The following is a 24,289-nucleotide window of genomic DNA, read 5'->3' as shown; positions in this document are numbered from 1 at the left end:
AGCGCTAAATACTTAATCAATTCCAAGTGGATTAGTTAAGGAGTTTTTCATTATGGATGTAATTTATTATAATGGTAATTTTAAAGGCTCAGGCATTAATGGAAAGAAAATCACTGCTGTTGCCATCAAAAATAGTCGTTTTGCTCAATTTGGTCGTGATGATGAAATTATAAAGCTAAAAAATAATTTAACACAACTGATTGATCTCAATAAGAAAACCGTAATTCCAGGTTTAAACGATTCCCATATCCATCTGATTCGTGGTGGACTTAACTATAATATGGAACTGCGTTGGGATGACATTCATAGTCTTAGCGATGCCTTATACATGCTCAAAGAGCAGGCAGATCGAACCCCTGAACCACAATGGGTTCGCGTTGTTGGTGGCTGGAGCGAGTTTCAATTCAAAGAACGACGCATGCCTACTTTAGAGGAAATCAATACAGTTTCTAAAGATACACCTGTATTCGTCTTGTATTTATATGATCGTGCATTACTTAATAAAGCTGCATTAAACGCTATTGGTTACGATAAAAATACACAAGAAATGCCAGGAACCATGATTCAACGCGATAAGCAAGGTAATCCAACCGGTATGTTAATTGCACATCCTAATGCCATGATCCTTTATTCAGCCCTTGCTAAAGGACCTAAATTAACTCATAAGGATCAAATAAACTCCACTTTGCAATTTATGCGTGAACTCAACCGCTTAGGCATTACTAGTGTGATTGATGCGGGTGGTGGTTTCCAAAATTATCCAAATGATTATGAAATCATTGAATCCTTGCATAAGGAAAATAGATTAACAGTGCGCATTGCTTATAATTTATTTACACAAAGACCAAGATACGAATTAGAAGATTTTACTCAATGGACTAAAATATCTAAATACAAGCAAGGAAATGAGTATTATCGCCATAATGGTGCCGGTGAAATGCTTGTTTTTTCTGCAGCTGATTTTGAAGATTTCTTACAGCCTCGCCCTAACCTGTCATCAACTATGGAAAAAGAGTTAGAACCTGTAGTGCGTGTTTTAGCCGAAAGCAATTGGCCTTTTAGACTCCATGCAACTTATGATGAAACTATATCCAGAGTATTAACTGTGTATGAACATATTCACACGCAAACTCCTATTGATAAATTACATTGGTTTTTTGATCATGCAGAAACAATTTCTGATCAATCCATAGAGCGTGTGAAAAAGCTAGGCGGTGGAATTGCCATTCAAAATAGAATGGCTTTTCAAGGAGAATATTTTATCAATCGCTATGGCGCAAAACAGGCAGAACATACACCACCGATTAAGAAAATTATCGAAGCAGGAATTCCTGTTGGCATGGGTACCGATGCAACTCGTGTTTCAAGTTACAACCCTTGGTTATGTTTGTATTGGCTAACAACTGGAAAAACGGTAGGTGGTCAAGCCCTCTATTCAGAAGACAATATTCTATCTCGTGAAAAAGCCCTGGAACTTTACACTCAAGGAAGCGCATGGTTTTCTGCGGAAACCGACAGCAAAGGCTCTTTTTTACCAGAGCAATTGGCAGATTTTGCAGTTCTATCTCAAGATTATTTCCAGGTTGCAGATGAAGAAATTAAAGATATTTACTCATTAATGACCGTTGTTGGTGGCCAGATTGTTCACGCAAGCGCTAATTTTTCTAAATACAATCCGCCCCTACTTCCGGTGAGCCCCTCATGGTCTCCGGTGAACTATTATGGCGGATATCATCATGATAAAGTGTTACATTCTGCGGCACAAGTAGCCCATCAACATCATAAACACTCCTCTTCTTGCACGCATCATTTATGGCAATGGGGGGGATGTTTTTGTTGGGCATTTTAACTATCAAAAAGTGAGGTACACAAAATGGATTTAAGTAAGCGAATAGAACCTAAAACTTGGGCTTTTGTAGAAAAAATTCACAAAGCAGGTGGCAAGCCACTATATGATCTTCCTGTTAAAGAAGGAAGAGCCATATTTGATAAACTGCAGGCATTATCTTCCGACAAACCAGAAGTTGATCTGCATGATTTAGTCCTCAACAAAGGCAAAGGAGATGAGTTTTCCATTCGCATTGTCCGTCCCAAAGGCGTTAAGGAACCTTTACCTGTGATTATGTATTACCATGGAGCTGGTTGGGTTTTTGGCGATTATCAAACTCATGGGCGTTTAGTGCGTGAACTTGCAGTTGGTGTACATGCCGCTGTGGTATTTGTGCAATATACTCTGGCCCCAGAAGCACAATATCCTACACAAATAGAACAGGGTTATGCGGCGATGAAATACGTATTTGAGCATGGTAAAGAATTAAATCTCGACACTTCTCGGTTTACCGTTGCTGGTGACAGTGTTGGTGGCAATATGACCATTGCCATGACTTTAATGTCTAAAGAACGACATGGTCCACATATTGATTATCAAGTATTGATTTATCCAGTAACTGACTCTAATTTTGAAACTTCGTCTTATAAAGAGTTCGCTGAAGGACCTTGGCTTACTAAAAAAGCAATGCAATGGTTCTGGGATAAGTATTTGCCCAATAAAGAAAAACGCAATGAAATGACTGCATCACCCCTCAAAGCAAGTATTGAGCAATTAAAAGGCTTACCTCCTGCTTTGGTCATCAATGGCGAATGTGATGTTCTAAGAGATGAAGGCGAAGCCTATGAGCATAAACTTAATGCCGCAGGTGTTCGAGTAACGGGACTGCGCCATCATGGCACAATTCATGACTTTTTAATGCTTAATGATTTAGCAGACACACCGGCATCACGTAATGCGATCGAAACTATTATTCATCACTTACGTGCATTGTTTGCTAAAAAGCATTAACAAGAACAACAAATCATAGATGATTCCAAATCAAGAAAAACAAGCGGTGAAGACAGAGCAAAGAGTATCAGACAAATGCTGATAAACCAGCGCTAAATGGAGTACGTTGCGCCTAAATTTCGGTCACAATCCTCTTTTAGGGTTAACAGAAATTAAGTTGACGGCGTCCCTTTTTTTATTTACAAATAACTAAATTTAATATAAAATGTATATTTTTAGGCCAATTTGGTGATGTAATGCCTTATTTAGTTTTAGATCTGGACGAAACCATTTTTGTAATAGAAGAACACAAGCAGTTTATTCATCAGAGTCAAGAATTGTCATCTCTATTCATGATCTTCACCCACTCAACAATGTTCCCAGCTTACGTTATTAACCGCCAAAAGCTGTCCCTGCTCATCCAAGAAGCTTTTGATGAATACGATGGCGTCATCATTCTCACAGCAGGTTCATGGCCTGTTTCTATTTTACAAGATATAGCCCCACAACTTATTTTATCTGAAGAAAATAAGCGGCGATTTGTAGCTAGTCCTTTTTTCTCTCCAGAAGTAGAGGCAGATTTTGGAGACTTCCCCGCGGCGACGATTAAACACCAAAGTAAAGATATTCGTTTACTTAATATTAGGCATTATAATAGCGAATTTCGCAACGCGCTTTTTGTTTTGCTTGACGACAACCCCGTACATATCAATGCTTGTTGTGATGCACCTCATGTAATAGCGATACAGGCAACTACTGAAACCTCCGAAACAGAGTTTTATGAGCATGCAAAAAAAGCATTAGAGATACTATCTTCTCTGGAGCGACACCATAATTATCAAACGACATCATATACTGTTCCTGAGAATGAAGAGAATGCCTCAAAAATAATCATTCCTACATCTAATACTATTAATGTTCCCAAAAGTATAGGCATTAGCCCTTCATTAAATTTCTTTTCACCAAAACCCGAATATGCTTCAAACATGCCTCAAATGGAGGGATCTGCTGAATTTAAATTATTCCTGAGAAATCAAAATCTTCTCTAAATTGGTGCTCAATGGAACTGTCTAGACGCCGATGATGTACAAGCTTTGATGTCATGAATTCCTGGGTTGCGCTTCGTCGCACCCAGGGCTTCGTTATTACTCGTGATCTGGATGAACCACAAAAATACCCGGGGCATTGCGCAGATATTCATTATAATCCATACCATAACCAAAGATAAAATGATCTTCAATTTGTAAACCCACAAAATCAGCTGATTGTAAACCATTTTCTACACGCTTACGATATTTATCAACCAAGACTGCGCTGTACACTTTATTTGCACCTAATTGATTAATTTCATCAATAATTGCAGCCAAAGTCACACCGCCATCAAGAATATCATCAACAACTAAAACCGTTCGTCCAGCAAGAGCAACTGAAGGTTTCGCTTTCCAAACGATATCGCCACCAACTGTAGAGCCACGATAACGAGTTGCGTGGACATAATCTACTTCTAAAGGAAAATCCAAACGTGGTAGTAAATTACCCAGAAGGACCAATCCGCCAACCATTACACAAATGATTACTGGATTCTCATCTTGCAATTTTTTATGGATATTAATTGCCATTCGGTCTAAAGCTGCTTCAACTTCATTTGTAGTAAACAAACAAGTTGACTTTTCATAAACTTCTTTAATCTTACTAGGAATAGTCATTTACGTACTCTTAAAGTAAAAAAGACAGGATTAATCTTTTAATTTTCCTGCGCCAGGGAAAGGACTAACTTTCCCACCATAATTTGGATTATCCTTAACCTTAGCTGTCCCATGTTTATTCACTTCATCAATACGATACACTGAATGCATCGGGATAAATGTACGCTTTACTCCATTAAATTCCAATTTTAATCGCTCTTCCGAAGGATCAACTACTAATGCTGTTTGCTCACCAAATACCAATTCTTCAACTTCTAAAAAGCCAAACATTTCACTCTCTTTGACTGAACGCGCATAGATCTCATAAATTGCTTCCTGATTGGCAAAAGTAATTCGGAATAGTGTTTTTTTTGTCATAGCCCAAGCCTGTTTTTAATGCTTTGCGAAGTATACAAAATTATAGATTTTATTCAACAGGAGTCAACGTTACTGGTTGTAACGGGGATTGATAATCACTCATTGGCTTGGTTACAGGCCTTAGCAAATGATTAGGAGTAATAAGCTGATATTTTTGAGCAATATAACAGTAAAAACCCGAAGGAAATGGCCATAACATTTTACCAATTTCATCTAAAAAAGTCAGTCGTGTAATCCATTTAGGATTGTTGATTGGGGGAATATAACAAAAATTACTTAATAAAATTTGCTGATAACCTCTTTGAATAAACATTCTATTTAAAGTAAATGGCGAACGCATTTTAACTTGATGCTCTCTATAACAATGAAGCCTGCCTAATTTTATTGCCGCACCCCATAAGCTCCAGGGATTAATACACATAAACACCACAAACCCCATGGGATTTAACACTCGATCAATTTCATCAATTAAACTCAAACTATAGTTAAAAGGCTCCAAAGTTAAAGGAACAAGCACGCAATCAACACTATTACGATTTAAGGGTAAATGGTTTAATTTGCTTTCAATCTGAGCTTTATGCAGTACAGTAAATGGCGAGACAATCCATTGATGGTCAAAATGAAGCTTTTTGAGCCAAACATTCTCTCCACAATTCCCAAGCTGCACTAAAGTATCTCCTCGTACCAGCTCTTCTACTGACTCAAGATTTACCGCAAACTCATGTGCAGCAAAAAGACCAAGTGGCGTTTGAAACCATTTATTCAAAGTTCTATATTGTTTTATTTGTTGTGCAATCAACAAGGTAATGCCTTTTAAAAAGGTTAATCTTGAATTAAACTACAATACAATGAGTTTCATGTGCAAACAATCCATTTTCAATCTTTCACTTAAGGAAATGTGTGATTTTATTGAATAGAACAACCTCAGTTAACATTATACACAAACTGATAAAAATTTATGTTGAAAAATAACGGATTTAAACTACAAGGAATTGGACAGCTTTTTGTCCTTGAAAAGCTTTTGGAAAAGTCTCAAGCTATTTTATTTTATAAACTTGCTACCGATGAAAGAATTTCTTTAGTCCAGTACTTGGTCAAAAATAACATCCTTTCAGCAATACAAATAACACAAACAGTCGCAGTAAGCTTTGGCGTACCAATGATGGACATAGACTGTATTGAAATCGACGCCCTACCTATAACTCTAGTCAGCGAAAAACTCTTACGTCGTCACGCGATGATCCCCTTGTTTTGTCGCGGCACGAATTTATACTTAGCTACAGATGACCCAAGCAAGCACTCTTCATTAAAAGAAATTCAGTTTCATACTGGTTTAAATACACATGCTATTGTGGTTGAAACCGATAAACTTGCAACATTAATTAACCATCTATTAACCATGAAGGAAAACGAGGGTTTATCGGAATATGGGGATGATGTAAACGATTTTAATGGCATTATTATTCATGATGATGAAGAGATCGGGGCTAATTCAAATAGTGAAGATGCGCCTATAGTCAAATTTGTGAATAAAATGCTGCTTGATGCCATTAAACAAGGAGCTTCAGATATTCATTTTGAACCCTTTGAAAAAGAATACCGTATCCGCTACCGCCAAGATGGTATTTTAACCGAAGTTGCCACACCGCCATTGAGCCGCTCTTCACGTATCACGGCACGTCTTAAAGTAATGTCCAATCTGGATATTTCTGAGCGTCGAGTACCTCAAGATGGGGGCTTCAAGATGAAAATCTCGAAAAATCATTCCAGAGATTTTAGAGTCAGTACTTGTCCTACCACAGGAGGTGAAAAAGTAGTGATACGTATTCTAGATCCCAACACAGTCAAGCTTGGGATTGAAGCCTTAGGATTTAGCTCAATTCAAAAAGAACATTTTATTCGTTCTATTGAACGTCCTCAAGGTATGATTTTAGTTACCGGACCAACGGGTAGCGGTAAAACTGTAAGTTTGTACACCGCTTTAAACATGCTCAATACCAAAAAAGTCAATATTTCAACTGCTGAAGATCCAGTAGAAATCAAGGTCACTGGCATCAACCAAGTCAATATCAATCCTAAAGCTGGCCTCACGTTTTCTAATGTTTTACGTTCATTTCTACGCCAAGACCCTGATATTATCATGGTTGGTGAGATTCGTGATTTAGAAACGGCAGAAATCGCCGTTAAAGCCGCGCAAACCGGACACTTAGTGTTATCAACTTTACATACCAACAGTGCTGCAGAAACTCTAAACCGATTGGTAAATATGGGTATTCCTACTTTTAATATTGCCAGTTCGGTGACAATGATTATTGCGCAACGCCTAGCGCGTAAATTATGCAATCATTGTAAAATTTTACGTGATGATTTCACCAAACTCAGTTTATTAAGCTTAGGTTTTACCGAGGATGATTTAGAAGACATTAAACTTTATAAAGCGGTCGGTTGCACTCAATGCATTAATGGCTATCGTGGGCGCATTGGTCTATTTGAGGTACTACCCATGACTAAAACCATAGGTGAAATAATTATGTCAGGAGGAAATTCTCTGGATATTCTAAAAACTGCACAAGCCGAAGGTATGAAAACTATTTATCAATCAGGCCTGGAAAAAGTTAAAGACGGCATGACTACCATTGAGGAGGTCAATCGGGTAACCGTTGATTAACCAAAATGGCAAAAACAGAGAAAAGTACTAAGAATGCACTAATCTTCCACTATACCGGTATTAATAAAGCAGGGCAAAAAGTAATTGGTACTATTGAGGCAAGAAGTTTAGCCTTAGCTAAGGTAGAAATACGCCAACAAGGCGTTGTAATTAATAAGGTGGCGCAAAAACGTACCTCATTATTTAATAAGAAAATTACCTCAGGTGATATTGCCCTATTTAGCCGACAACTCGCAACTATGGTTGAGTCGAGCATTCCTCTAATGCAAGCCTTTGATATCATTGCTAAAAGCCAACCCAACATAAAACTTAAAGAATTGATCGAACACATCAAACATGATATAGAAACCGGTTTAACTTTAGCCGAAACCTTCCAAAAACACCCTGCCCATTTTAATGAGCTCTTTTGTAATTTAGTAAATGCTGGAGAAAAATCCGGTTCTTTAGACATTATGTTAAATAAGATAGCCACCTATAAAGAAAAAATCGAAACTATTAAAAAGAAAATCAAAAAAACACTGGCCTATCCCATGACAGTTATTGTGATTGCTTTTATTGTGACTACAGGTTTATTGATTTTTGTAGTACCACAATTTGAGTGCTTGTTCAAAGGATTTGGAGCGGAGCTGCCGGCTATGACTAAAATTGTGGTACAAGTGTCTAAATTCTTTCAATCCTGTTGGTATCTGATTTTTTCCACCTTAGCTATGACGGTGTATGCCTTTATTTATACACAAAAACATTCAGCAAATTTTGCCCAAAATGTAGATAAAGTTTTATTAAAATTGCCCATAATCGGCTCCATTCTTAAAAAAGCAGCCATTGCCCGCTTTTCAAGAACCTTATCGATTACGTTTGCCGCTGGGTTACCTTTGGTCGATGCACTTAAATCCGTAGCTGGAGCAACTGGAAATATAATCTTTTCCAATGCAACAAAGCAGATTAAAGACGAAGTATCCACTGGTCAGCAAATGAATAAGGCCATGGAAAATACGTCTTTATTCCCGAAGATGGTCATTCAAATGATTGCCATCGGTGAGGAGTCTGGGTCTTTGGAAAAAATGTTAACTAAAGTCGCAGACTTTTACGAAGAAGATGTAGATAATTCTGTAGACTCACTCAGCAGCTTATTAGAGCCGCTGATTATGTCCATCTTAGGTATTTTAGTAGGTGGCTTGGTTATTGCCATGTATCTGCCTATATTTAAACTTGGTTCTGCAATTTAAAAGGTATAAGCGTAAAATGGTTCATGAACTCACTACCAATCATCTTTGGTTTATGTATGTTGTCGTCGCCCTATGTTCACTTGCTGTTGGCAGTTTATTAAATGTTATCATCTACCGTTTACCCATTATGTTACAACACGAATGGAAACATGAATATTCTGAATTGATGGGATTGGAAGAGGAAATCACGCCGTTATTGAATTTATTCTTTCCGCGATCTTTTTGCCCTTCGTGCAAGGCCACGGTTACATATTGGCAAAATATTCCCATTCTAAGTTATTTATTCCTGCGAGGACGCTGTTATCAATGCCAAAGCCCTATATCCCCGCGCTATCCCTTTATAGAACTAGGCACAATGCTTTTATCTCTCTATGCCAGCTGGCATTTTGGTTTTATTTGGCAGCTTCCTTTTGCTTTGCTTGCTTTGTGGATTTTGATTTGTTTGCTGTTTATCGATATTGATCATCAACTGCTACCAGATAGCCTAACCTTAAGCTTATTGTGGTTAGGCTTAATCGCGAATACCGCTAATTTATTTGCTCCTTTGTCCGAAGCAGTACTCAGTGCAGCTGGGGCTTATTTAAGCTTATGGTTTTTTATTAAATTATTTTATTTATTTACCGGAAAAATTGGTATGGGTAATGGAGATTTTAAATTATTCGCAGCCTTTGGTGCCTGGTTTGGATGGAAAATATTACCTTTAATTCTGCTCTTTTCCTCAATTACTGGTACAATAGTAGGGCTTTTGTATTTATATCGAGAAGATAAATCCAAAGACACCATGATTCCCTTTGGTCCCTTCTTATGTATTTCAGGAATTGCTGCATTATTTTGGGGGCAGGAAATAATCAATTGGTACTTACGTATATGGTTTTAAATTTTGAGGACTCATAATGCCGTATCAAGTAATTTTATTTGATTTAGATGATACTTTAATAGATTTTGTCGCTGCAGAGGCTGTTTGCTTGCGCAAGATTTATGAGCAATTTTATAACTCAATAGATTATTCTTTTTTTAAAACACATTATCATAATGTAAACAATGAACTTTGGAGTCGTGTAGGAGCCTCTGAAAATGCTCTTCTGCCTGGAGATGTTCGTTTCATGCGCTTTAAAGAATTAAATGCACGCTTAGCTTATGACGCTGAGCATATTGAAATTGCAGATCTTTATGAATATCTTCTTGGTGAAGAAGCTGACTGGTTTCCAAATGTAAAAAGAGCTATTGAATTATTGCATCAAAAAGGACATATTTTAGGCATTATAACCAATGGATTATCTGACTCACAAGCGAGGAAATATGAGCGCTTGGAATTAAACCGATGGTTTGACTGTTTTATCGTTTCTGACGAAGTAGGCTATGCTAAACCACAAAAAGAAATCTTTGATTTAGCCTTAGAAGCAATTGCTAATAAGCACCAACAACCAATCCATATTTTTGATAAAAAATTTATGTTGATGGTAGGTGATTCCATGATGAATGATGGTCAAGGAGCTATGAATTTTGGGATTAAATATTGTCATATCAATAAAAACGCAGACGATCTAAATACACCTCAGGCAACGCTGAGCTACCATATTAACTCAGTAGCTCAATTACCAGCGGCATTGGGGTATGAATAGCCGTAAATTAAGACATCTAATTAGTAATTTTCATTGATGGTTGTATATCTTCATTTAGAGATTCGCTTTGTTGATAATAATTGATAAGTAACGCCTGCTCAAATTCATTATTCTCAAAAACAATGCGTGATTTTTGAGCTATATATCTCACCATGTTTTCTATAAAATCATTAATCTTTGGAATTTTTTCTTTATGTATTTCTAATTGACTAAGGCAATTAGCGGCAGCGCTTTCGAATTGCATAGAAAAATCAACAACAGGCGGTGGTGCTATGTTAAGGTCAAGAATTTTTTTTATCTGTGATAACATACTAGCATCTAAAAACTTAATAATTGTTTCATCTTGTATCATTTTTTGCAATTCATCTCTTATCTTGGTGTGCTGCGAATTAATTTTTAAAGCGACATAATAAAGATTGACTGCAATTAAATGATGCCAAATTTTCATGTTTGACTGGAAATCTGTAAGCTCAGGGCGTTTATAATGCAAAAAATCTCCCATAAATTTTAATATATAAACATATGTATCTTTAGTTGGTTTTGCTCTAACAGTTGCCAATATAGAATTATAAAACGCTTGAAATAGCGAAATGTCAGTATCAATCTTGCTTATAGAAATGTTTTCTTGATGTTGAACATTTTGAGATTTTTGTTTTTGTAAGCAACTTTGAAATGGTTTAAACATAGTTAAAGCAGATGATGTTGAATAAGGTGAAGCCATATTTGCTAACTTAGCTCCTGGTAGGTACTGTGGAGGATTTAAATGTAGTATATTATCAAGAGTGCTGGATGCCTCTACTTGTGGAGTTGTCCTCATTTTTCTAATTGGCTTATCATTATCCTTATGAGCACTTGTTATCGAATTACTCGATGGGCCTAAATCAATATTTTGAGATAAAACTTGCGTCGTTGTGGTGAATAAAGATGTAGATTGAGTTTCAGTATGAGGTTCCTTCTCTTCGGTAAGGATAGAGTTTTCTGCCAACTTTTCTTGAGATGTAACATCATCTGATAATATGTCCATCCAAAAATTATCCTCGAATAAAGACTCCAAGCCTTTTTCATACAAAGCCGCTAAATTTTCAGAAACATTTGGAGCTGCTTTTTTTTCTTTAGGCTTAATTATGAGACGAGAGAGAGCAGGTAACTTAGCTCTTGGTGGGTACTGTGGAGGATTTAAAGGTAGTGTATTATCAAGAGTTCTGGATGCTTCTACTCGTGGAGTTGTCCTCGTTTTTCTCATTAGTTGCTTATCATCATGACGAGCACTTGTTATCGAATTATTCAATGGAACTAAATCAATATTTTGAGAAAAAACTGATGAGTTTGTCCTCAAATTATCCTCGGCTACTGGCTGAATTATGACTTGCGAGAGAGATTTATTCACTACATTAGAGACAGAACATTCATCATTCATTTTTTCTGTAAGAGGTTCGCTCCTACTCAATTGTTCAAACGATGCATCTTTGTGACGACGTAACCTTGAAAAAGACCTTGATTTCCTAGCATCATCAAGACAATTACTATCATTATCTTGTTCACTGGATAGCTCGGAAGATTTCCTTTTAAGGGTTACAGGCTTAGTAGAGTCATTTTTTAAAAGACTTTGTGTTCTATTTGTAGATTGATTGTGTTGGGATGCTTTTTCCAGGTCTTTATTTACTTCAATAACCAGTTCATTTTGTGCAAGGGCTCTGTTCTCCTTTATTAATTCGCGGATCATACTCTCGCAAGATTTTTTAATATTATCTGGACTCAAATTCATCGCCAAAACTACTATCAACTGGTAACCCAAAAACTCTAAAGCCTTTAAAGAGGGCGTTTTAATTGAATTCAGAGTTGACTCATTAATATATTTTTCCATCGCTAACAAATATTTGGTGTCTCTTGTCAGCATATATTGTTGGTGAAGTAAATTCAGATAGCCGTTAGAAACCCGTAATGGTATGGGAAAATTATATCGTTTATGCAGAGAGAGACAACGCTCCATCCAAATTAATGCTTGTTGATAATCATCTCCATCAGCAAACACATCACTAATATCTTCACAGCTCAAAATTGCTATTTCATAGGTCTCTTTAACATCTTCCTCAGTTGTAATAGTCTGAATATTTTTTTCATGATAAGTAGTTAATACACCCCAATTTATTACAAGCTTTTCAAGATCATGATTAAGCTCTTTCCAAAATTGTTCAGCATTAGATTTATTAATATCTTTTGATTCATTAAATGCATAGCATCTTGCATAAATTACGTTGGCTAAAGCCTGAGTAGTATTGTCATGGTAATCGTGATCGTTATATTGTTCTTTAGAAGCGGCCTTAGCGAGTTTATTCAGGCCTTGATTATAATAATTGAACGCAGCCTTATAAGCTTTTTTATTGAATGCGATGTCACCCTCAGTTTGTTCTGGGGAGTCAAAATAAAGTTTCGTCATAAAATGTCTTAAAATTTATAATAATTTAGGCATAATACATTATAAAAGATTAAGATAAAACTAATCTGGTATATTTTTGCCCATCTTCTTGAAAATTCTGGATATTACATCCTCCTGCAACTGAATTGAAAACATTAACAATGCTATCTAATAATTGTATTTTTTCTTGAATTATAATTAATTGATAACGATCTACATTAATTTGTGCATTTACTACATCACGAAAATCTCTTGCACCCGCTTTAAATTGAGCAAATGTGATAGAATATCTTTTTCTTGCTGCAATATAGCTCTTTTGAATTAATAAATATTCTTCTCGCCTCTTTTTTTCATTCATAAGACTATTATCTACATCAGCAAATGCAGAGCGTAAAGTTTGTAAATAATTATAATAAGTTGCATAGTAATTGGCTTTTGTAGATTGTAGATTTTGATATGCATTACCATTTAATACTTTGATTGACGCAAGTGCTTGATCAACCCAAAAACCAGAGGTTAATCCCAAGATTTTTTTTAAATCTGCTGAAACGCTTCCTGCGGATCCAGTTAAAGAAATCGCGGGGAAAAATGCAGAATACGCTTTACCTAAATCGGCATTTGCTACGTTTACATTGTTTAATGCCACCATAATATCCGGACGATTTTTTAATACCGAAGAAGGTAATGCCGTGGGGATAAGATTATTGGTGTTCAGCAAATAAATTGTATGGTGAGTCCGTATGGGATCAGGATTTTCATTTAAAAGTATATGTATGGCGTTTTCAATTTGTGATATGGAATTTTCAATTTGAGGAATTTTTACGGTTTCTTGATATAACTCTTGATCTAATTGAACCGTTTTTTCGATATCACTACCACCTTTTTTATAGTGGATGTCTTCAAGTTGGCGTAATTTTTTTAAATCACATATGAGCTTTTTTTCCAATATTAACTGTTCTTTTAAGCCTAAAAGCATAAAATAGGAACTGCTCATTTGGCTAATAATTGCAAGCTTAGTTGATTGAGCCATTGCCTGCTTTATAGCTAAAGACGCCTTTGCCGCACGAACATTATTTAGGTTTTCTAATATATTGAATGAGTAGCTGGGATAAAAACCAGCATAATAGCCTTTTAATTGCAAGTTAGAAATATTGGTTAATAATCCGTGACTGGCAATAACTCCTTTAGGTTCCAAACCAGTATGCCAGGTGCCCGCATTAAATCCACGGATATTTGCATCCAGAGTTGGAAACCAGTCATATTGTGCTGCCTTTAATTGTGCCTGTGCTTGTGAAATCGTAGCATTTGCATTTTTTAGTTGATTATTTTTTAGAAGTGCTTGCTTAATGAATTGATTAAGCTCTGAATTATTTAATTTTTTCCACCATCTTGCAGTACTTAGGTCCGCTTTATTAAGGGCATATTGATGACCCGTCCGAGTATGTGTAGGATACTCAATCCCCTTATTAGGGGGAGGCATTTTGCTGCATCCCTCAACAAATACGGCCATGAGTCCCAGCAATACAGTTTTTGCTTTCATAGTTCTTGCTCTAATCAATCCAGTGTCGTTCTGAATATTTTTATGGTTAAGAAAAACAAAATAATCATCATAAACAAAATAGGAAGGATATTAGGAATGACTTGTAATACAGTGTTTCCTTTAAGCAAGATCCCTCTTGTAATACGAGTAAAATAAGTCATCGGCAAGCAAGAGCCGAGTAGTTGTGCCCATTTTGGCATACCATAGAATGAAAAAATATAACCGGATAAAAATGTAGAAGGAAGCTGAAAAAAGACACTAAGCTGCATCGCTTGCATGGGTGTTTTTGCAATCACCGAAAAAATCATGCCTATCATCAAATTAGCAATAATAAATGGTGTCGCACAAAAGTATAATAATAATATACTTCCTTCTATTGGAATATTAATGAACCATTTGCCAAAAAACAAGAGCGTAGTCACTTGGAGGTAGCCAAAAATAATGTAGGGTACTACCTTGCCTACCATAATTTCAAAAGAAGTTAATGGTGTAGTTAATAACATCTCCAAAGTACCTGACTCTCGTTCTGAGGTAATTGCTGTGGCAGTTAACATAACCATAGTCAACGTTAATAATATCCCAATTAGCCCTGTGACTATGTTAAAGGAGCTCTTATTTGATTCATTATAAAGTTTTTGGACTATAATGTTCACTGGTAATGGAGATTTTTTAGATACTTTACCTAAACCTTGTTCATTAAAACGCGCTGCAGCTTGATTAACAATAGGTTGAATACTGGCTAATGCACCACCAAAACTACCCTGATCAGAACCATCGATTTCAACAAGTAATTGCGGACTTTCACCCCGAATATATTTTCGTGAAAAATTAGCGGGAATTGTCAGGGCGGCACTTAAAGTGCCGCTACTCAGGCCTTGATTTTTTTCCTTTTCATTGCCATTGATATTAACAATTTTATAATAGTGAGAAGTTTCCAAAGTACTAATGATATCACGCGTTAAGGGTGAATGATCATAGCTAATAATCATCGTTGGTAAATGTTTCGGATCAAATTCAATAGCATAAGTAAATATGAACAATAACATAATCGGCAATATGGCCAACATAGCAATTGTTCCATAATCATGCATGATAAGAATAAATTCTTTACGAATTAACCCCGCTATTCGTTTTAAAGATATTCTATGAAAATTTTTATAATTCATTGTATTAACAATATAAAGACTTCTTCAAAAGAAGGGAATACTTCTTTAAAACGTAAGTTATGATGTTTTTGAATAAATTCTCTTAACTGTTCCAAATTACGAGATGAAATCCGTAAATCATTATTCACAATGAATGTTAAAATTGCTGGAAATGAGCTCTTAATTTCTTGAATTAATTCCTCTTGTTTACTTCTCTCACCCGTCCAAGCCCAGGTTTTTACAGCTGAAAAAGGAACTAAGTCTTTGGTTTTCCCGGCATATAAAAGCTTCCCCATGTGAATGTATGCAATATCTGTACATTTCTCCGCCTCATCCATGTAGTGAGTAGCAACCAAAACGCTTGTATGTTGTGTTATGGAAATATTATGTAAGTAATCCCAAAACTCTTTCCTGGCTTTAGGATCCATACCTGCTGTTGGCTCATCTAAAACAAGTATATGGGGTTTGTGAATGACGCAACATGCAAGAGCAAGGACTTGCTTCCATCCGCCAGATAAGGAAGCTGCTTGTAAAGCACGATAAGGTGTTAAACCCAAAGTAGCAATGGTCTCTTCAATTGCCTGCTCTGCATTCGGCACCTGATAAATAGTAGCAATAAATTTTAAGTTTTCATAAACAGATAATCCTGTGTAAAAACTAAATTTTTGTGGCATATAACCAATATTTTTTTTGATCTCAGCACTTTGTGAAAAGATGTTATATCCTAGACAATATCCTTCACCAGATGTCGGTGTTAAAAGACCACAAACCATGCGCAAAGTAGTGGTTTTACCACTGCCATTGGCACCTAAAAAACCAAAAATTTCTCCTCGTTTTACATTCAAAGAAAGATGGTCTACTACTGTTTTTTGTAAGAATTTTTTAGTCAACCCAGTAATACTAATAGCTATATCATTCATTATTCCAACTCCACACTTACAGGTTGACCTAAGTGTATACTTTCTATTTGTGGGGTATCTATTTTTGCTTCAATCCGGAATACAAGTTGTTGACGTTCCTCACGAGAATAGATCAAAGGTGAAGTATATTGAGCAATATTTGAAATATAGCTGATATGTCCTTCAATTAATTGAGAGGAGTTATCTATAAGTAACCTAACTTTTTGATTAAGTTTTAACCGACTTAGTTTTATTTCTGGCACAAAAAATATAGCTTTAATGTTATCTTTACTAATAAGGGATAAAATAGGTGAACCTGCTTGGACAAATTCACCGGGAGTATAATAAGTGTCGAATACAATACCGGAGCTGCCAGAGTAACCATTTTTACGCTCAGTTTCCCATTTTCTTTCTGCGGTATCTACCTGATTTATTTTTATTTTTGAATCAATTTCGGCAAGACGTTGTTTGGAAGCATCCAAATCTTTTTTAGCTACATCGAGATCGTTTTGACTGGCAACATTTTGCTTACGCATGCCTAAAGTACGGTCATAATTTATCTGATTATATTGAAGTTGAGTTAAAACTTGCTGTCGCTGCGCCTGTAGATCCTGAGTATTTAGTTGACTCATCTGAACATTATAACGCTCACGTGTTTGTTCAAGCCCAAATAAAAACTGATCGGGCTGAACAAGTTGCCCTCTTTGAACTTCCAATTTAATAAGCCGTCCGCTAAAATCTGATGATAAATAAATGAGATCTGTATCAATATATCCATTAAAAAAATTTTTTTGCTCATGATGTTGCTGACAAGCAACAAGAGTAAATATCATTAAGTTCATGGCAATGAATCGAATCATTTATATATACTATCCTTAGCAGCTTATGGTAAATGCATTTTTTTGCTAAACCGACAATACAAATCTATTTTTGCATTATTTCAAGAAAAAAAATATATGATAAGAGTCTTTTTAATAAAATAAGAACTTAAGGTACTTACTAAACATTACCGTCTCTGGCTACATCAAATATAAAAACACCCTCTGGATTTTTTGGACGTTTAAAAATTTGCGGGTGAGCCAGAGTATGTTTTGCATCAAAATACCCTGCCTGCCAATGATCTTGCATGGATAAACGGGAAAATTCATAATCTTTAGAATGCCCTTCGTACTGCTGAGCATGATAAATCAAATGAATAATGTTATACACTTTATGATCAGCAACTTTTTTCAATAACTTCACATCATAATCATTTAACAATTCGGCAGGCAACTTTTCAATTAAATTAGAAACCGCCGCACGAGCGCGCTGTAACTGCTTGAAATGGTTAGTTGCTGCACGAGTACGGCTCGAATATTGAATTTCTTTTTGTCGGGTCATAACTTCAGTCAAATTATGAGGTAAGGAGCCTTCTGCATTCCAAAGATCTACTTGAAATACTAAAGAATCCAAACGAGTATTACTATCAACAACCCATTGCAAAGGAGTATTAGAAACCAAGCCACCATCCCAATAAAACTCCCCCTCAATTTCCGTTGCGGCAAAGCCCGGGGGTAAAGAGCCACTGGCCATTACATGTTCTGGAGTAATATCATGGGTTTCATTATCAAAATAAACAAAGTTTCCTGAACGTACATTCACTGCTCCTAAACTAATACGTTCTTTGCCATGATTAATTCGATCAAAATCAACGTACTTTTCCAAAGTGCTTTTTAAAATAGTTGTATCATAAAAACTCGTTGCTTCCGTAGTACCATCAGGATGTAAAAAAGGTGTAGCATGACGTGGCACAAAGAAATTAGCAGTTCCTGCAAGCAAAGTATAGGCAGCACTTATTTTATTAAAAATACCTCGCGCCAGATCTCCTTTAAGATAGAGATCAGCGAAGGTATTTGCTCTCTCAAAAAATGGATTTTCAGTGATGGTTTCCCAAAATTCACGCAATTTTTCCACTCGTTTATCAGGAGCATTACCCACAATAATTGCTGCATTAATAGCACCAATAGAAATACCAGCAACCCAATCCGGATAGACCTTTGCCTCATCCAATGCCTGATAAACTCCTGCCTGATAAGAACCCAAAGCGCCACCACCTTGCAAAACAAGAGCAATACACTCAAAAGGAATTTTTTCACGAGGTATTGGCTTCTTATGCCGCGGCGTTGTGCGTTTCATGAGATTCTCCATCCTGGATTTTATGTTTTTAATTATAGACTGATTAACCTTTTTTTTGCCTGGATGCGGCAAATGCTGCTAAGCCTTGAGTACGAAACCAATATTTATCTTCAGCAACAACATAGGTCTTCAGCCCAGGAATATCTTGAATATTTGAGTACTCTACTGTTTCAAAATACGATTTACCCACTGCATAAAACTCTTTGGTAGCCCGAGAAGGGCTTATAAGAATTTGGCCATCGAGGACTAAATGCAGAAGTTGTTTAATAAAAGTGACGATTTCCTGTTCTTGTTCAATTCCATGACGAACACCTAAAAGATAAGGCACAAATGCAGTGTCAAAATGAGGTTTTTCTTTGAGTGCCAACAAATCGTCTGCGGTTCCAACAAAAAATTGAATATTCCTATCCCATTCACACTCTTGAACATGGGCACGCACTGCCTGTTGTATCAAGTCTATCATGTAGTGAATATATGCTCTTCGTAATGAATTAGGGCTAAAAAGCCAGCTTAAGACATGAGCAACACGTCCTGAAGGCAAAGTGATAATGGGCGGGTACCAACGTGTTAATGCAGTTAATAATTCACCTACTGAAGGATAATTTACTCCTTCGCGATAATGATAATATTTCTTAAAAGCTTTTAACCACGCAATAGTGACCGCATCTTTATCATAAGCAATCACTGACTTAGCTCCTGCTTCTACAAATAAAAAACTACTGTTCCCATAACCTGGAATAACTAAAACATCTTTTCCAACAATAGCACTGCGAATGTCGTAACGTTCTTGCTCTTGACCAAAAAGCTGCAACGACAAATAACGTTCAGCTCCCATGGGATAGATTTGCACTTCTTTATTATCCGTCAAACGACTTACTCGGCGCGCCAGTATCCATTCTTCTTCTTGCTGGGTCAATGAGGTCACAATAAACGACATAAAATTCCTTCGTGGCTATGAGAACAAAACCTATTTTTTATAGGCCTGTGCATTCATCAACTATCTGCAAATACAAGAGCACAATATTTCTCCCTCTTTTGTTAAATTACTGAAGTTCTTGAAGACAAGCTCATCATATTTTAATGAGCATTTGGAGAAAATCGTCTGACGTCAAAAGTTAATAATTTAAAATAATCATACGACATATAAAAGTTTCCATTATCTCCAACTTTACTTCCCCAAGAATTACGTAATGTGAGTAATCCTTTATGTTCTTTACCCTTATTATCCACAGCAAGAGCATCGTCATCATAACCAGTAATGATCATTTCATGTGCTGCTGTTGCATCATAGACAGCTTTTTTTATTTCTGAGGTAAGCACCCAAGTATCTTTCCCTCTCTTATACTTACCTATAGCACCAGCAACACCTAAATCAACGCGTGGAAAAATGACTGCAAAAACGGCTCTATCTCCAGAGTTAAGTGCTGCTTTTACTTCAGATAATGTCCAGGAAGAACTAATACGCCAATAAATATTAGACCAATTAGCTGACTTACCAAATACTAGCTCACTCATTAGATAATATTGTTCTGGTTCTATAAAAGATACAGGAGAATATTGTGTATCGGTAGGATATTCGGTTAAGCCACCACATCCAGTTGTTTTTTGCTTTTCTTTGCTTATTACACCATACTGTTCAATCTGATGGATCACCCAAATAGGCAAACTGCCATCCCATCCACTTGCTTTAATATATCCATGATTTTCTAAATAAGAACCTAATTGTAAGTTGCAAAGCTGACTAATATAATCTCCCTTATCCATTGTTGCATCAAGCGCTGCAGTGATAGCAAAGGTTACACATGTTCCATGTCTCCCTTGATCAAGTACTGGTACATTATTCATAGCTACCTGAACCTTACCAGGAAATGCTGCATTGGACATGAGTGCTAATTGCTCACTATGATCTTCAATCTCTTTCATACGTGTAGCTAAAAGCTCTTTCCCTTCATCTGATAGATGGATTTTCAGGAACTGAATTATTTTTTCATTATTGTTGCTTCTTTTTAAAGAAAGACTCTGATTAGACTGAGTAATGGAATGCTCCATTGAACCCGTTACAGCAACATCTCCAGCAACAACACATTTAATCATCAATAAAACTAAAACAGCTACTTGCGCTAGTGTAATAAGAATCGTTTTTAATTTCATTATTATTTGTACCAAGAAGTAAATGAGAGATTTTACATCTACTTGTTATTTTTTTCAATATTATGTAAGAAATTTGTAAGAAATTTAATTCGTTACAGTTGTTTTTCTAACACTTTTAAATCACCCACATAGTCATAAAATCATCAACTCTCATCGCAGCAAGTACATTTGTATCACTCATGGCTTGTATAATTTTTTCCATATGCTCTGCTGAAAGCCGCGTACTCAAGTTTTTCTTAAATTTAGATAATAAAACCGGAATACCTTCTTCACGACGGCTCTTATGACCAATTGGATACTCCATAGTCACCAATTCGCTTTCAGTGCCATCTTTAAAGATCAATTTAATGCTGTTGGCAATCGAGCGTTTCTCTGGATCCAGATAATCCCGTGAAAAACACTCATTCTCAGTCACATGCATCTTTGCCCGAAGGGTATCAATACGTGAATCTGCAGCAACCTTATCTTCATAATGCTCTGCAGTTAAATCACCCAATAAAAGACCAATAGCAACCATATACTGTAAACAATGATCACGGTCTGCAGGATTATGCAAAGCTCCTTGCTTACTAATGATGCGAATAGCTGATTCATGAGTAATTAATTCAATTTTCGCAATATCTTCAAATCGACTCGCCACCAGAGGATGCAGTTTCACTGCACATTCAACAGCAGTTTGTGCATGAAACTCTGCTGGGTAAGATAATTTGAACAACACATTTTCCATGACATAGCTGCCATAAGGTTGTTGGAATTTAAATGGCTTTTTACCAAATAAAACATCATAAAAACCCCACGTTGGTACAGTCAAGGCACTGGGATACCCCATTTCCCCACGTTGAGCGATTAAAGCAAGACGCACTGCTCTAGAAGTTGCATCCCCAGCAGCCCATGACTTACGTGAACCCGCATTAGGAGCATGGCGGTAGGTCCTTAAGCTTTGTCCATCCACAAAAACTTGCGACAAAGTACGTAACATCATGTCTCGATCTGCACCCAATAACAAGGCAGCAACCGCAGCACTAGCAAGCTTAACTAAAATCACATGATCTAACCCCATGCGATTAAAACTATTTTCTAAAGCCAAACAACCTTGAACTTCATGAGCTTTAATCATGGCAGTAAGCACATCATGCATTAAAATCGGTGCTTTACCTTGAGCACAATTTTGCCGGCATATGTAATCAGCCACCGCCAGAATTGCGCCTAAATTATCTGAAGGATGCCCCCACTCAGCAGCTAACCAAGTATCATTGAAATCCAACCAGCGAATCATCGTGCCAATATTAAATGCTGCTTGCACAGGCTCTAATTCATAAGAAGTACCAGGCACTCGGGCTCCATCTGAAAGAGTCGCTCCAGGAACAATAGGTCCCATTAACTTGACGCATTCAGGAAAATTCAGCGCTAAAATCCCACAACCTAAAGTGTCCATCAAACATAAACGTGCAGTTTCATAAGCTAAAACACTGTCGATCTTCTTATTTAACACATAATCTGCAATATCGATCATCACTTTATCGTAATCAGGTTTTACATTATCTTCTACATAATTACTCATAATTAACCTCTTGTTGTCATTGGAGGAAATGCTCTAGGCTCAGGCCCAATATATTCTGAAGTAGGACGAATTAGCTTATTATTTGCACGTTGTTCAAACACATGAGCAGCCCATCCCGTAATCCGCGACATCACAAATATTGGTGTAAATAAAAAAGTAGGGATACCGCAATAATGGTATGCTGAAGCACTATAAAAATCTAAATTAGGGAATAGTTTTTTCTCAGACCACATGACTTCTTCAATACGCTCTGAAATATTATATAAAAGAATGTCATTCTTCGCTTCACCCAAACGGAATGACCATTGTTTAATAATGGCTGAACGTGGATCGTTAGTTGTATACACGCGATGACCAAAGCCCATGATTTTATCTTTATTTTGTAACATTGTTCTTAAACCCGCTTCTGCATCATCAGGGGAATTAAAGTGCTCAATCAATTCCATCGCAGCTTCATTAGCACCACCATGCAAAGGGCCACGTAAAGTACCAATAGCAGTAACAATTGCTGAATAAAAATCAGAAAGCGTTGCTGCGGTAACACGTGCAGCAAAAGTTGACGCATTAAACTCATGTTCAGCATACAAAATCAAAGAAACATTCATCATATCCGTTTCAATCTTTGTAGGTTCATGACCATGCAGTAAAGTAAGAAAATGACCTCCCGTTGTCGGTACATCACTTAAGCCACTGATTTCTTTATTTTGATAATGATAGGCATACCAATAACACATCATACCAGGGAAAATAGCCAATAAACGATCAGCAATTTGATGCTCTGAGGAAAAATTCTCTTCAGGCTCAATCGTGCCTAGAAAAGAGCAACCTGTCCTTAACACATCCATAGGATGCGTCTGTTTCGGAATTAATTTCAATACCGTTTTTAATGCTTCAGGTAAATGACGCAAACTAACTAATTTATTAGTATAAGCAGCCAATTCTTTTTGTGTCGGTAATTTTTCGTATAATAATAAATAGGCAACTTCCTCAAAGGTCGCGTGTGCCGCTAAATCATCTATAGAATAGCCTCTATAATTTAATCCAGTACCTAGCCCAACTGTAGCAATTGCTGATTCTCCAGCAACAACTCCGGCTAATCCGCCGCTCTTAGTATTCATGATCATCCCCCATCAATTGGTCTAGTTGTTGTTCATATAGGTAATACCTTAGGACTCCATATAATTCTTCTCGAGTTTGCATTTTATCCACCATGGATTGTTGCGTACCCTTTTGCATAATTGCTTGGTAAGTAGCTAAAGCAGCTAAAGACATTGCTCGAAAAGCACTCAGAGGATAGAGAATTAAAGAAATTCCTGCGCTGTCAAGCTCTTCTCTGGTGAATAAAGGTGTTTTACCAAATTCAGTAATATTAGCAAGAACAGGAACATGCAGCGCTTTGGTAAATTGTTGATATTCATCCAAGGTCGTCATCGCCTCAGGAAAAATCATATCAGCGCCTAATTCAACACAACGCTGCGCTCTGTCGATGGCTGCATTCATTCCTTCAATCGCATAAGCATCAGTGCGCGCCATAATGACAAAATCGGGATCTTGACGTGCATCAACTGCTGCTTTAATGCGATCACCCATTTCACTCATCGAAACAATAGCCTTATTAGGCCGATGCCCACAACGCTTTGCCAAAACTTGATCTTCGATATGAATGGCAGCAACACCAGTTTTTTCCATTAATTTAACGGTACGTGCGATATTGAAAGCATGCCCCCAACCAGTATCAACATCTACCAATAAAGGCAAAGGACAAGCTTCGGTAATTCGTTGAGCGTCTTCAAGTACGTCTGCTAAGCTGGTCATACCTAAATCAGGTAAACCATAAGATGCATTGGCAACCCCTGCTCCAGATAAATAAATTGCTTTAGCTCCAGCAGATTGCGCCAACATAGCAGCATAAGCATTGATTGCCCCTAGTACTTGCAAGGGTTTATTTTCTTTAACCGTTTGCCTAAAGATCTTCCCCATTGAACCAGTCATGAATCATCACTCC

21 protein-coding genes are annotated in these 24,289 nt (G+C 36.8%); 7 read left to right on the top strand and 14 right to left on the bottom strand.

Translation table 11 applies throughout. The annotated features are described in order from the left end of the window. Window positions 1-52: 52 nt before the first annotated feature. The 3 genes from QM652_RS00475 to QM652_RS00465 all read left to right on the top strand — a co-directional run bounded on the left by QM652_RS00475 (window position 53) and on the right by QM652_RS00465 (window position 3,867). The gene (locus tag QM652_RS00475) at window positions 53-1,849 is read left to right on the top strand and encodes an amidohydrolase (protein ID WP_415072180.1); all 1,797 of its coding nucleotides are present in this window, start codon (window positions 53-55) and stop codon (window positions 1,847-1,849) included. A 24-nt stretch (window positions 1,850-1,873) separates the two neighbouring features. After that, window positions 1,874-2,839: an alpha/beta hydrolase fold domain-containing protein gene (locus QM652_RS00470; RefSeq protein WP_415072179.1), complete on the top strand. Its 966-nt coding sequence runs from the start codon at window positions 1,874-1,876 to the stop codon at window positions 2,837-2,839. Window positions 2,840-3,075: 236 nt separating this feature from the next. Next, window positions 3,076-3,867: an NIF family HAD-type phosphatase gene (locus tag QM652_RS00465; RefSeq protein ID WP_415072178.1), complete on the top strand. Its 792-nt coding sequence runs from the start codon at window positions 3,076-3,078 to the stop codon at window positions 3,865-3,867. A 96-nt stretch (window positions 3,868-3,963) separates the two neighbouring features. Here the strand turns inward: QM652_RS00465 and QM652_RS00460 are convergent, their stop codons facing one another. The 3 genes from QM652_RS00460 to QM652_RS00450 are packed head-to-tail and all read right to left on the bottom strand — an operon-like array spanning window position 3,964 to window position 5,683. Further along, window positions 3,964-4,524 (bottom strand): hypoxanthine-guanine phosphoribosyltransferase, encoded by a 561-nt coding sequence (locus QM652_RS00460; protein WP_415072177.1) that lies wholly within the window; start codon window positions 4,522-4,524, stop codon window positions 3,964-3,966. A gap of 30 nt (window positions 4,525-4,554) precedes the next feature. Next, on the bottom strand, window positions 4,555-4,881 hold the full coding sequence (locus tag QM652_RS00455) for a DUF1820 family protein (protein ID WP_415072176.1): 327 nt from the start codon (window positions 4,879-4,881) through the stop codon (window positions 4,555-4,557). 49 nt (window positions 4,882-4,930) lie between these two features. After that, the gene (locus QM652_RS00450; RefSeq protein ID WP_415072175.1) at window positions 4,931-5,683 is read right to left on the bottom strand and encodes a methyltransferase domain-containing protein; all 753 of its coding nucleotides are present in this window, start codon (window positions 5,681-5,683) and stop codon (window positions 4,931-4,933) included. Window positions 5,684-5,839: 156 nt separating this feature from the next. Here QM652_RS00450 and pilB point away from each other — a divergent pair, with 156 nt between their 5' ends. From pilB to QM652_RS00430, 4 genes are read left to right on the top strand one after another with little or no spacing between them, the layout of a single operon-like run. Next, window positions 5,840-7,549 (top strand): type IV-A pilus assembly ATPase PilB, encoded by a 1,710-nt coding sequence (gene pilB, locus QM652_RS00445; protein WP_415072174.1) that lies wholly within the window; start codon window positions 5,840-5,842, stop codon window positions 7,547-7,549. A gap of 5 nt (window positions 7,550-7,554) precedes the next feature. Then, window positions 7,555-8,775, top strand: coding sequence for a type II secretion system F family protein (locus QM652_RS00440; protein WP_415072173.1), 1,221 nt, complete (start codon window positions 7,555-7,557; stop codon window positions 8,773-8,775). Between the two features lie 16 nt (window positions 8,776-8,791). Continuing rightward, the gene (locus tag QM652_RS00435; protein WP_415072172.1) at window positions 8,792-9,652 is read left to right on the top strand and encodes a prepilin peptidase; all 861 of its coding nucleotides are present in this window, start codon (window positions 8,792-8,794) and stop codon (window positions 9,650-9,652) included. Between the two features lie 16 nt (window positions 9,653-9,668). Continuing rightward, window positions 9,669-10,397, top strand: coding sequence for an HAD family hydrolase (locus QM652_RS00430; protein WP_415072171.1), 729 nt, complete (start codon window positions 9,669-9,671; stop codon window positions 10,395-10,397). Window positions 10,398-10,413: 16 nt separating this feature from the next. Here the strand turns inward: QM652_RS00430 and QM652_RS00425 are convergent, their stop codons facing one another. From QM652_RS00425 to prpB, 11 genes are all read right to left on the bottom strand, one after another. After that, window positions 10,414-12,834 carry a hypothetical protein gene (locus tag QM652_RS00425; RefSeq protein ID WP_415072170.1) on the bottom strand — a complete coding sequence of 807 codons (2,421 nt, stop codon included), beginning with the start codon at window positions 12,832-12,834 and terminating at the stop codon, window positions 10,414-10,416. 49 nt (window positions 12,835-12,883) lie between these two features. Then, a complete protein-coding gene (locus QM652_RS00420; RefSeq protein WP_415072169.1) occupies window positions 12,884-14,353 on the bottom strand; it encodes a TolC family protein in 1,470 nt (489 codons plus the stop codon). Window positions 14,354-14,367: 14 nt separating this feature from the next. Continuing rightward, window positions 14,368-15,519, bottom strand: coding sequence for an ABC transporter permease (locus tag QM652_RS00415; RefSeq protein ID WP_415072168.1), 1,152 nt, complete (start codon window positions 15,517-15,519; stop codon window positions 14,368-14,370). Further along, on the bottom strand, window positions 15,516-16,418 hold the full coding sequence (locus QM652_RS00410; protein WP_415072167.1) for an ABC transporter ATP-binding protein: 903 nt from the start codon (window positions 16,416-16,418) through the stop codon (window positions 15,516-15,518). The genes QM652_RS00415 and QM652_RS00410 overlap by 4 nt, the downstream gene beginning before the upstream one ends. Next, window positions 16,418-17,239: an HlyD family secretion protein gene (locus QM652_RS00405; protein ID WP_415072166.1), complete on the bottom strand. Its 822-nt coding sequence runs from the start codon at window positions 17,237-17,239 to the stop codon at window positions 16,418-16,420. The genes QM652_RS00410 and QM652_RS00405 overlap by 1 nt, the downstream gene beginning before the upstream one ends. A gap of 157 nt (window positions 17,240-17,396) precedes the next feature. Beyond that, a complete protein-coding gene (locus QM652_RS00400) occupies window positions 17,397-18,572 on the bottom strand; it encodes a patatin-like phospholipase family protein (RefSeq protein WP_415072165.1) in 1,176 nt (391 codons plus the stop codon). Window positions 18,573-18,615: 43 nt separating this feature from the next. After that, window positions 18,616-19,509 (bottom strand): ABC transporter permease, encoded by an 894-nt coding sequence (locus QM652_RS00395; protein WP_415072164.1) that lies wholly within the window; start codon window positions 19,507-19,509, stop codon window positions 18,616-18,618. Window positions 19,510-19,649: 140 nt separating this feature from the next. Beyond that, window positions 19,650-20,723 (bottom strand): C1 family peptidase, encoded by a 1,074-nt coding sequence (locus tag QM652_RS00390; protein WP_415072163.1) that lies wholly within the window; start codon window positions 20,721-20,723, stop codon window positions 19,650-19,652. A gap of 115 nt (window positions 20,724-20,838) precedes the next feature. Then, window positions 20,839-22,284 carry a bifunctional 2-methylcitrate dehydratase/aconitate hydratase gene (locus QM652_RS00385; protein WP_415072162.1) on the bottom strand — a complete coding sequence of 482 codons (1,446 nt, stop codon included), beginning with the start codon at window positions 22,282-22,284 and terminating at the stop codon, window positions 20,839-20,841. Between the two features lie 2 nt (window positions 22,285-22,286). Beyond that, window positions 22,287-23,402, bottom strand: a complete 1,116-nt coding sequence (prpC, locus tag QM652_RS00380; protein WP_415072161.1) for a 2-methylcitrate synthase — start codon at window positions 23,400-23,402, stop codon at window positions 22,287-22,289. Then, on the bottom strand, window positions 23,392-24,276 hold the full coding sequence (gene prpB, locus QM652_RS00375) for a methylisocitrate lyase (protein WP_415072160.1): 885 nt from the start codon (window positions 24,274-24,276) through the stop codon (window positions 23,392-23,394). Before prpB ends, prpC begins: the two co-directional genes overlap by 11 nt. Window positions 24,277-24,289 lie beyond the last annotated feature (13 nt).

Source organism: Legionella sp. (genome assembly GCF_047605385.1).
GTDB lineage: Bacteria > Pseudomonadota > Gammaproteobacteria > Legionellales > Legionellaceae > Legionella.
The sequence above is the reverse complement of the archived record's forward strand: the minus strand, read 5'-3'. Positions and strand labels throughout refer to the sequence as shown.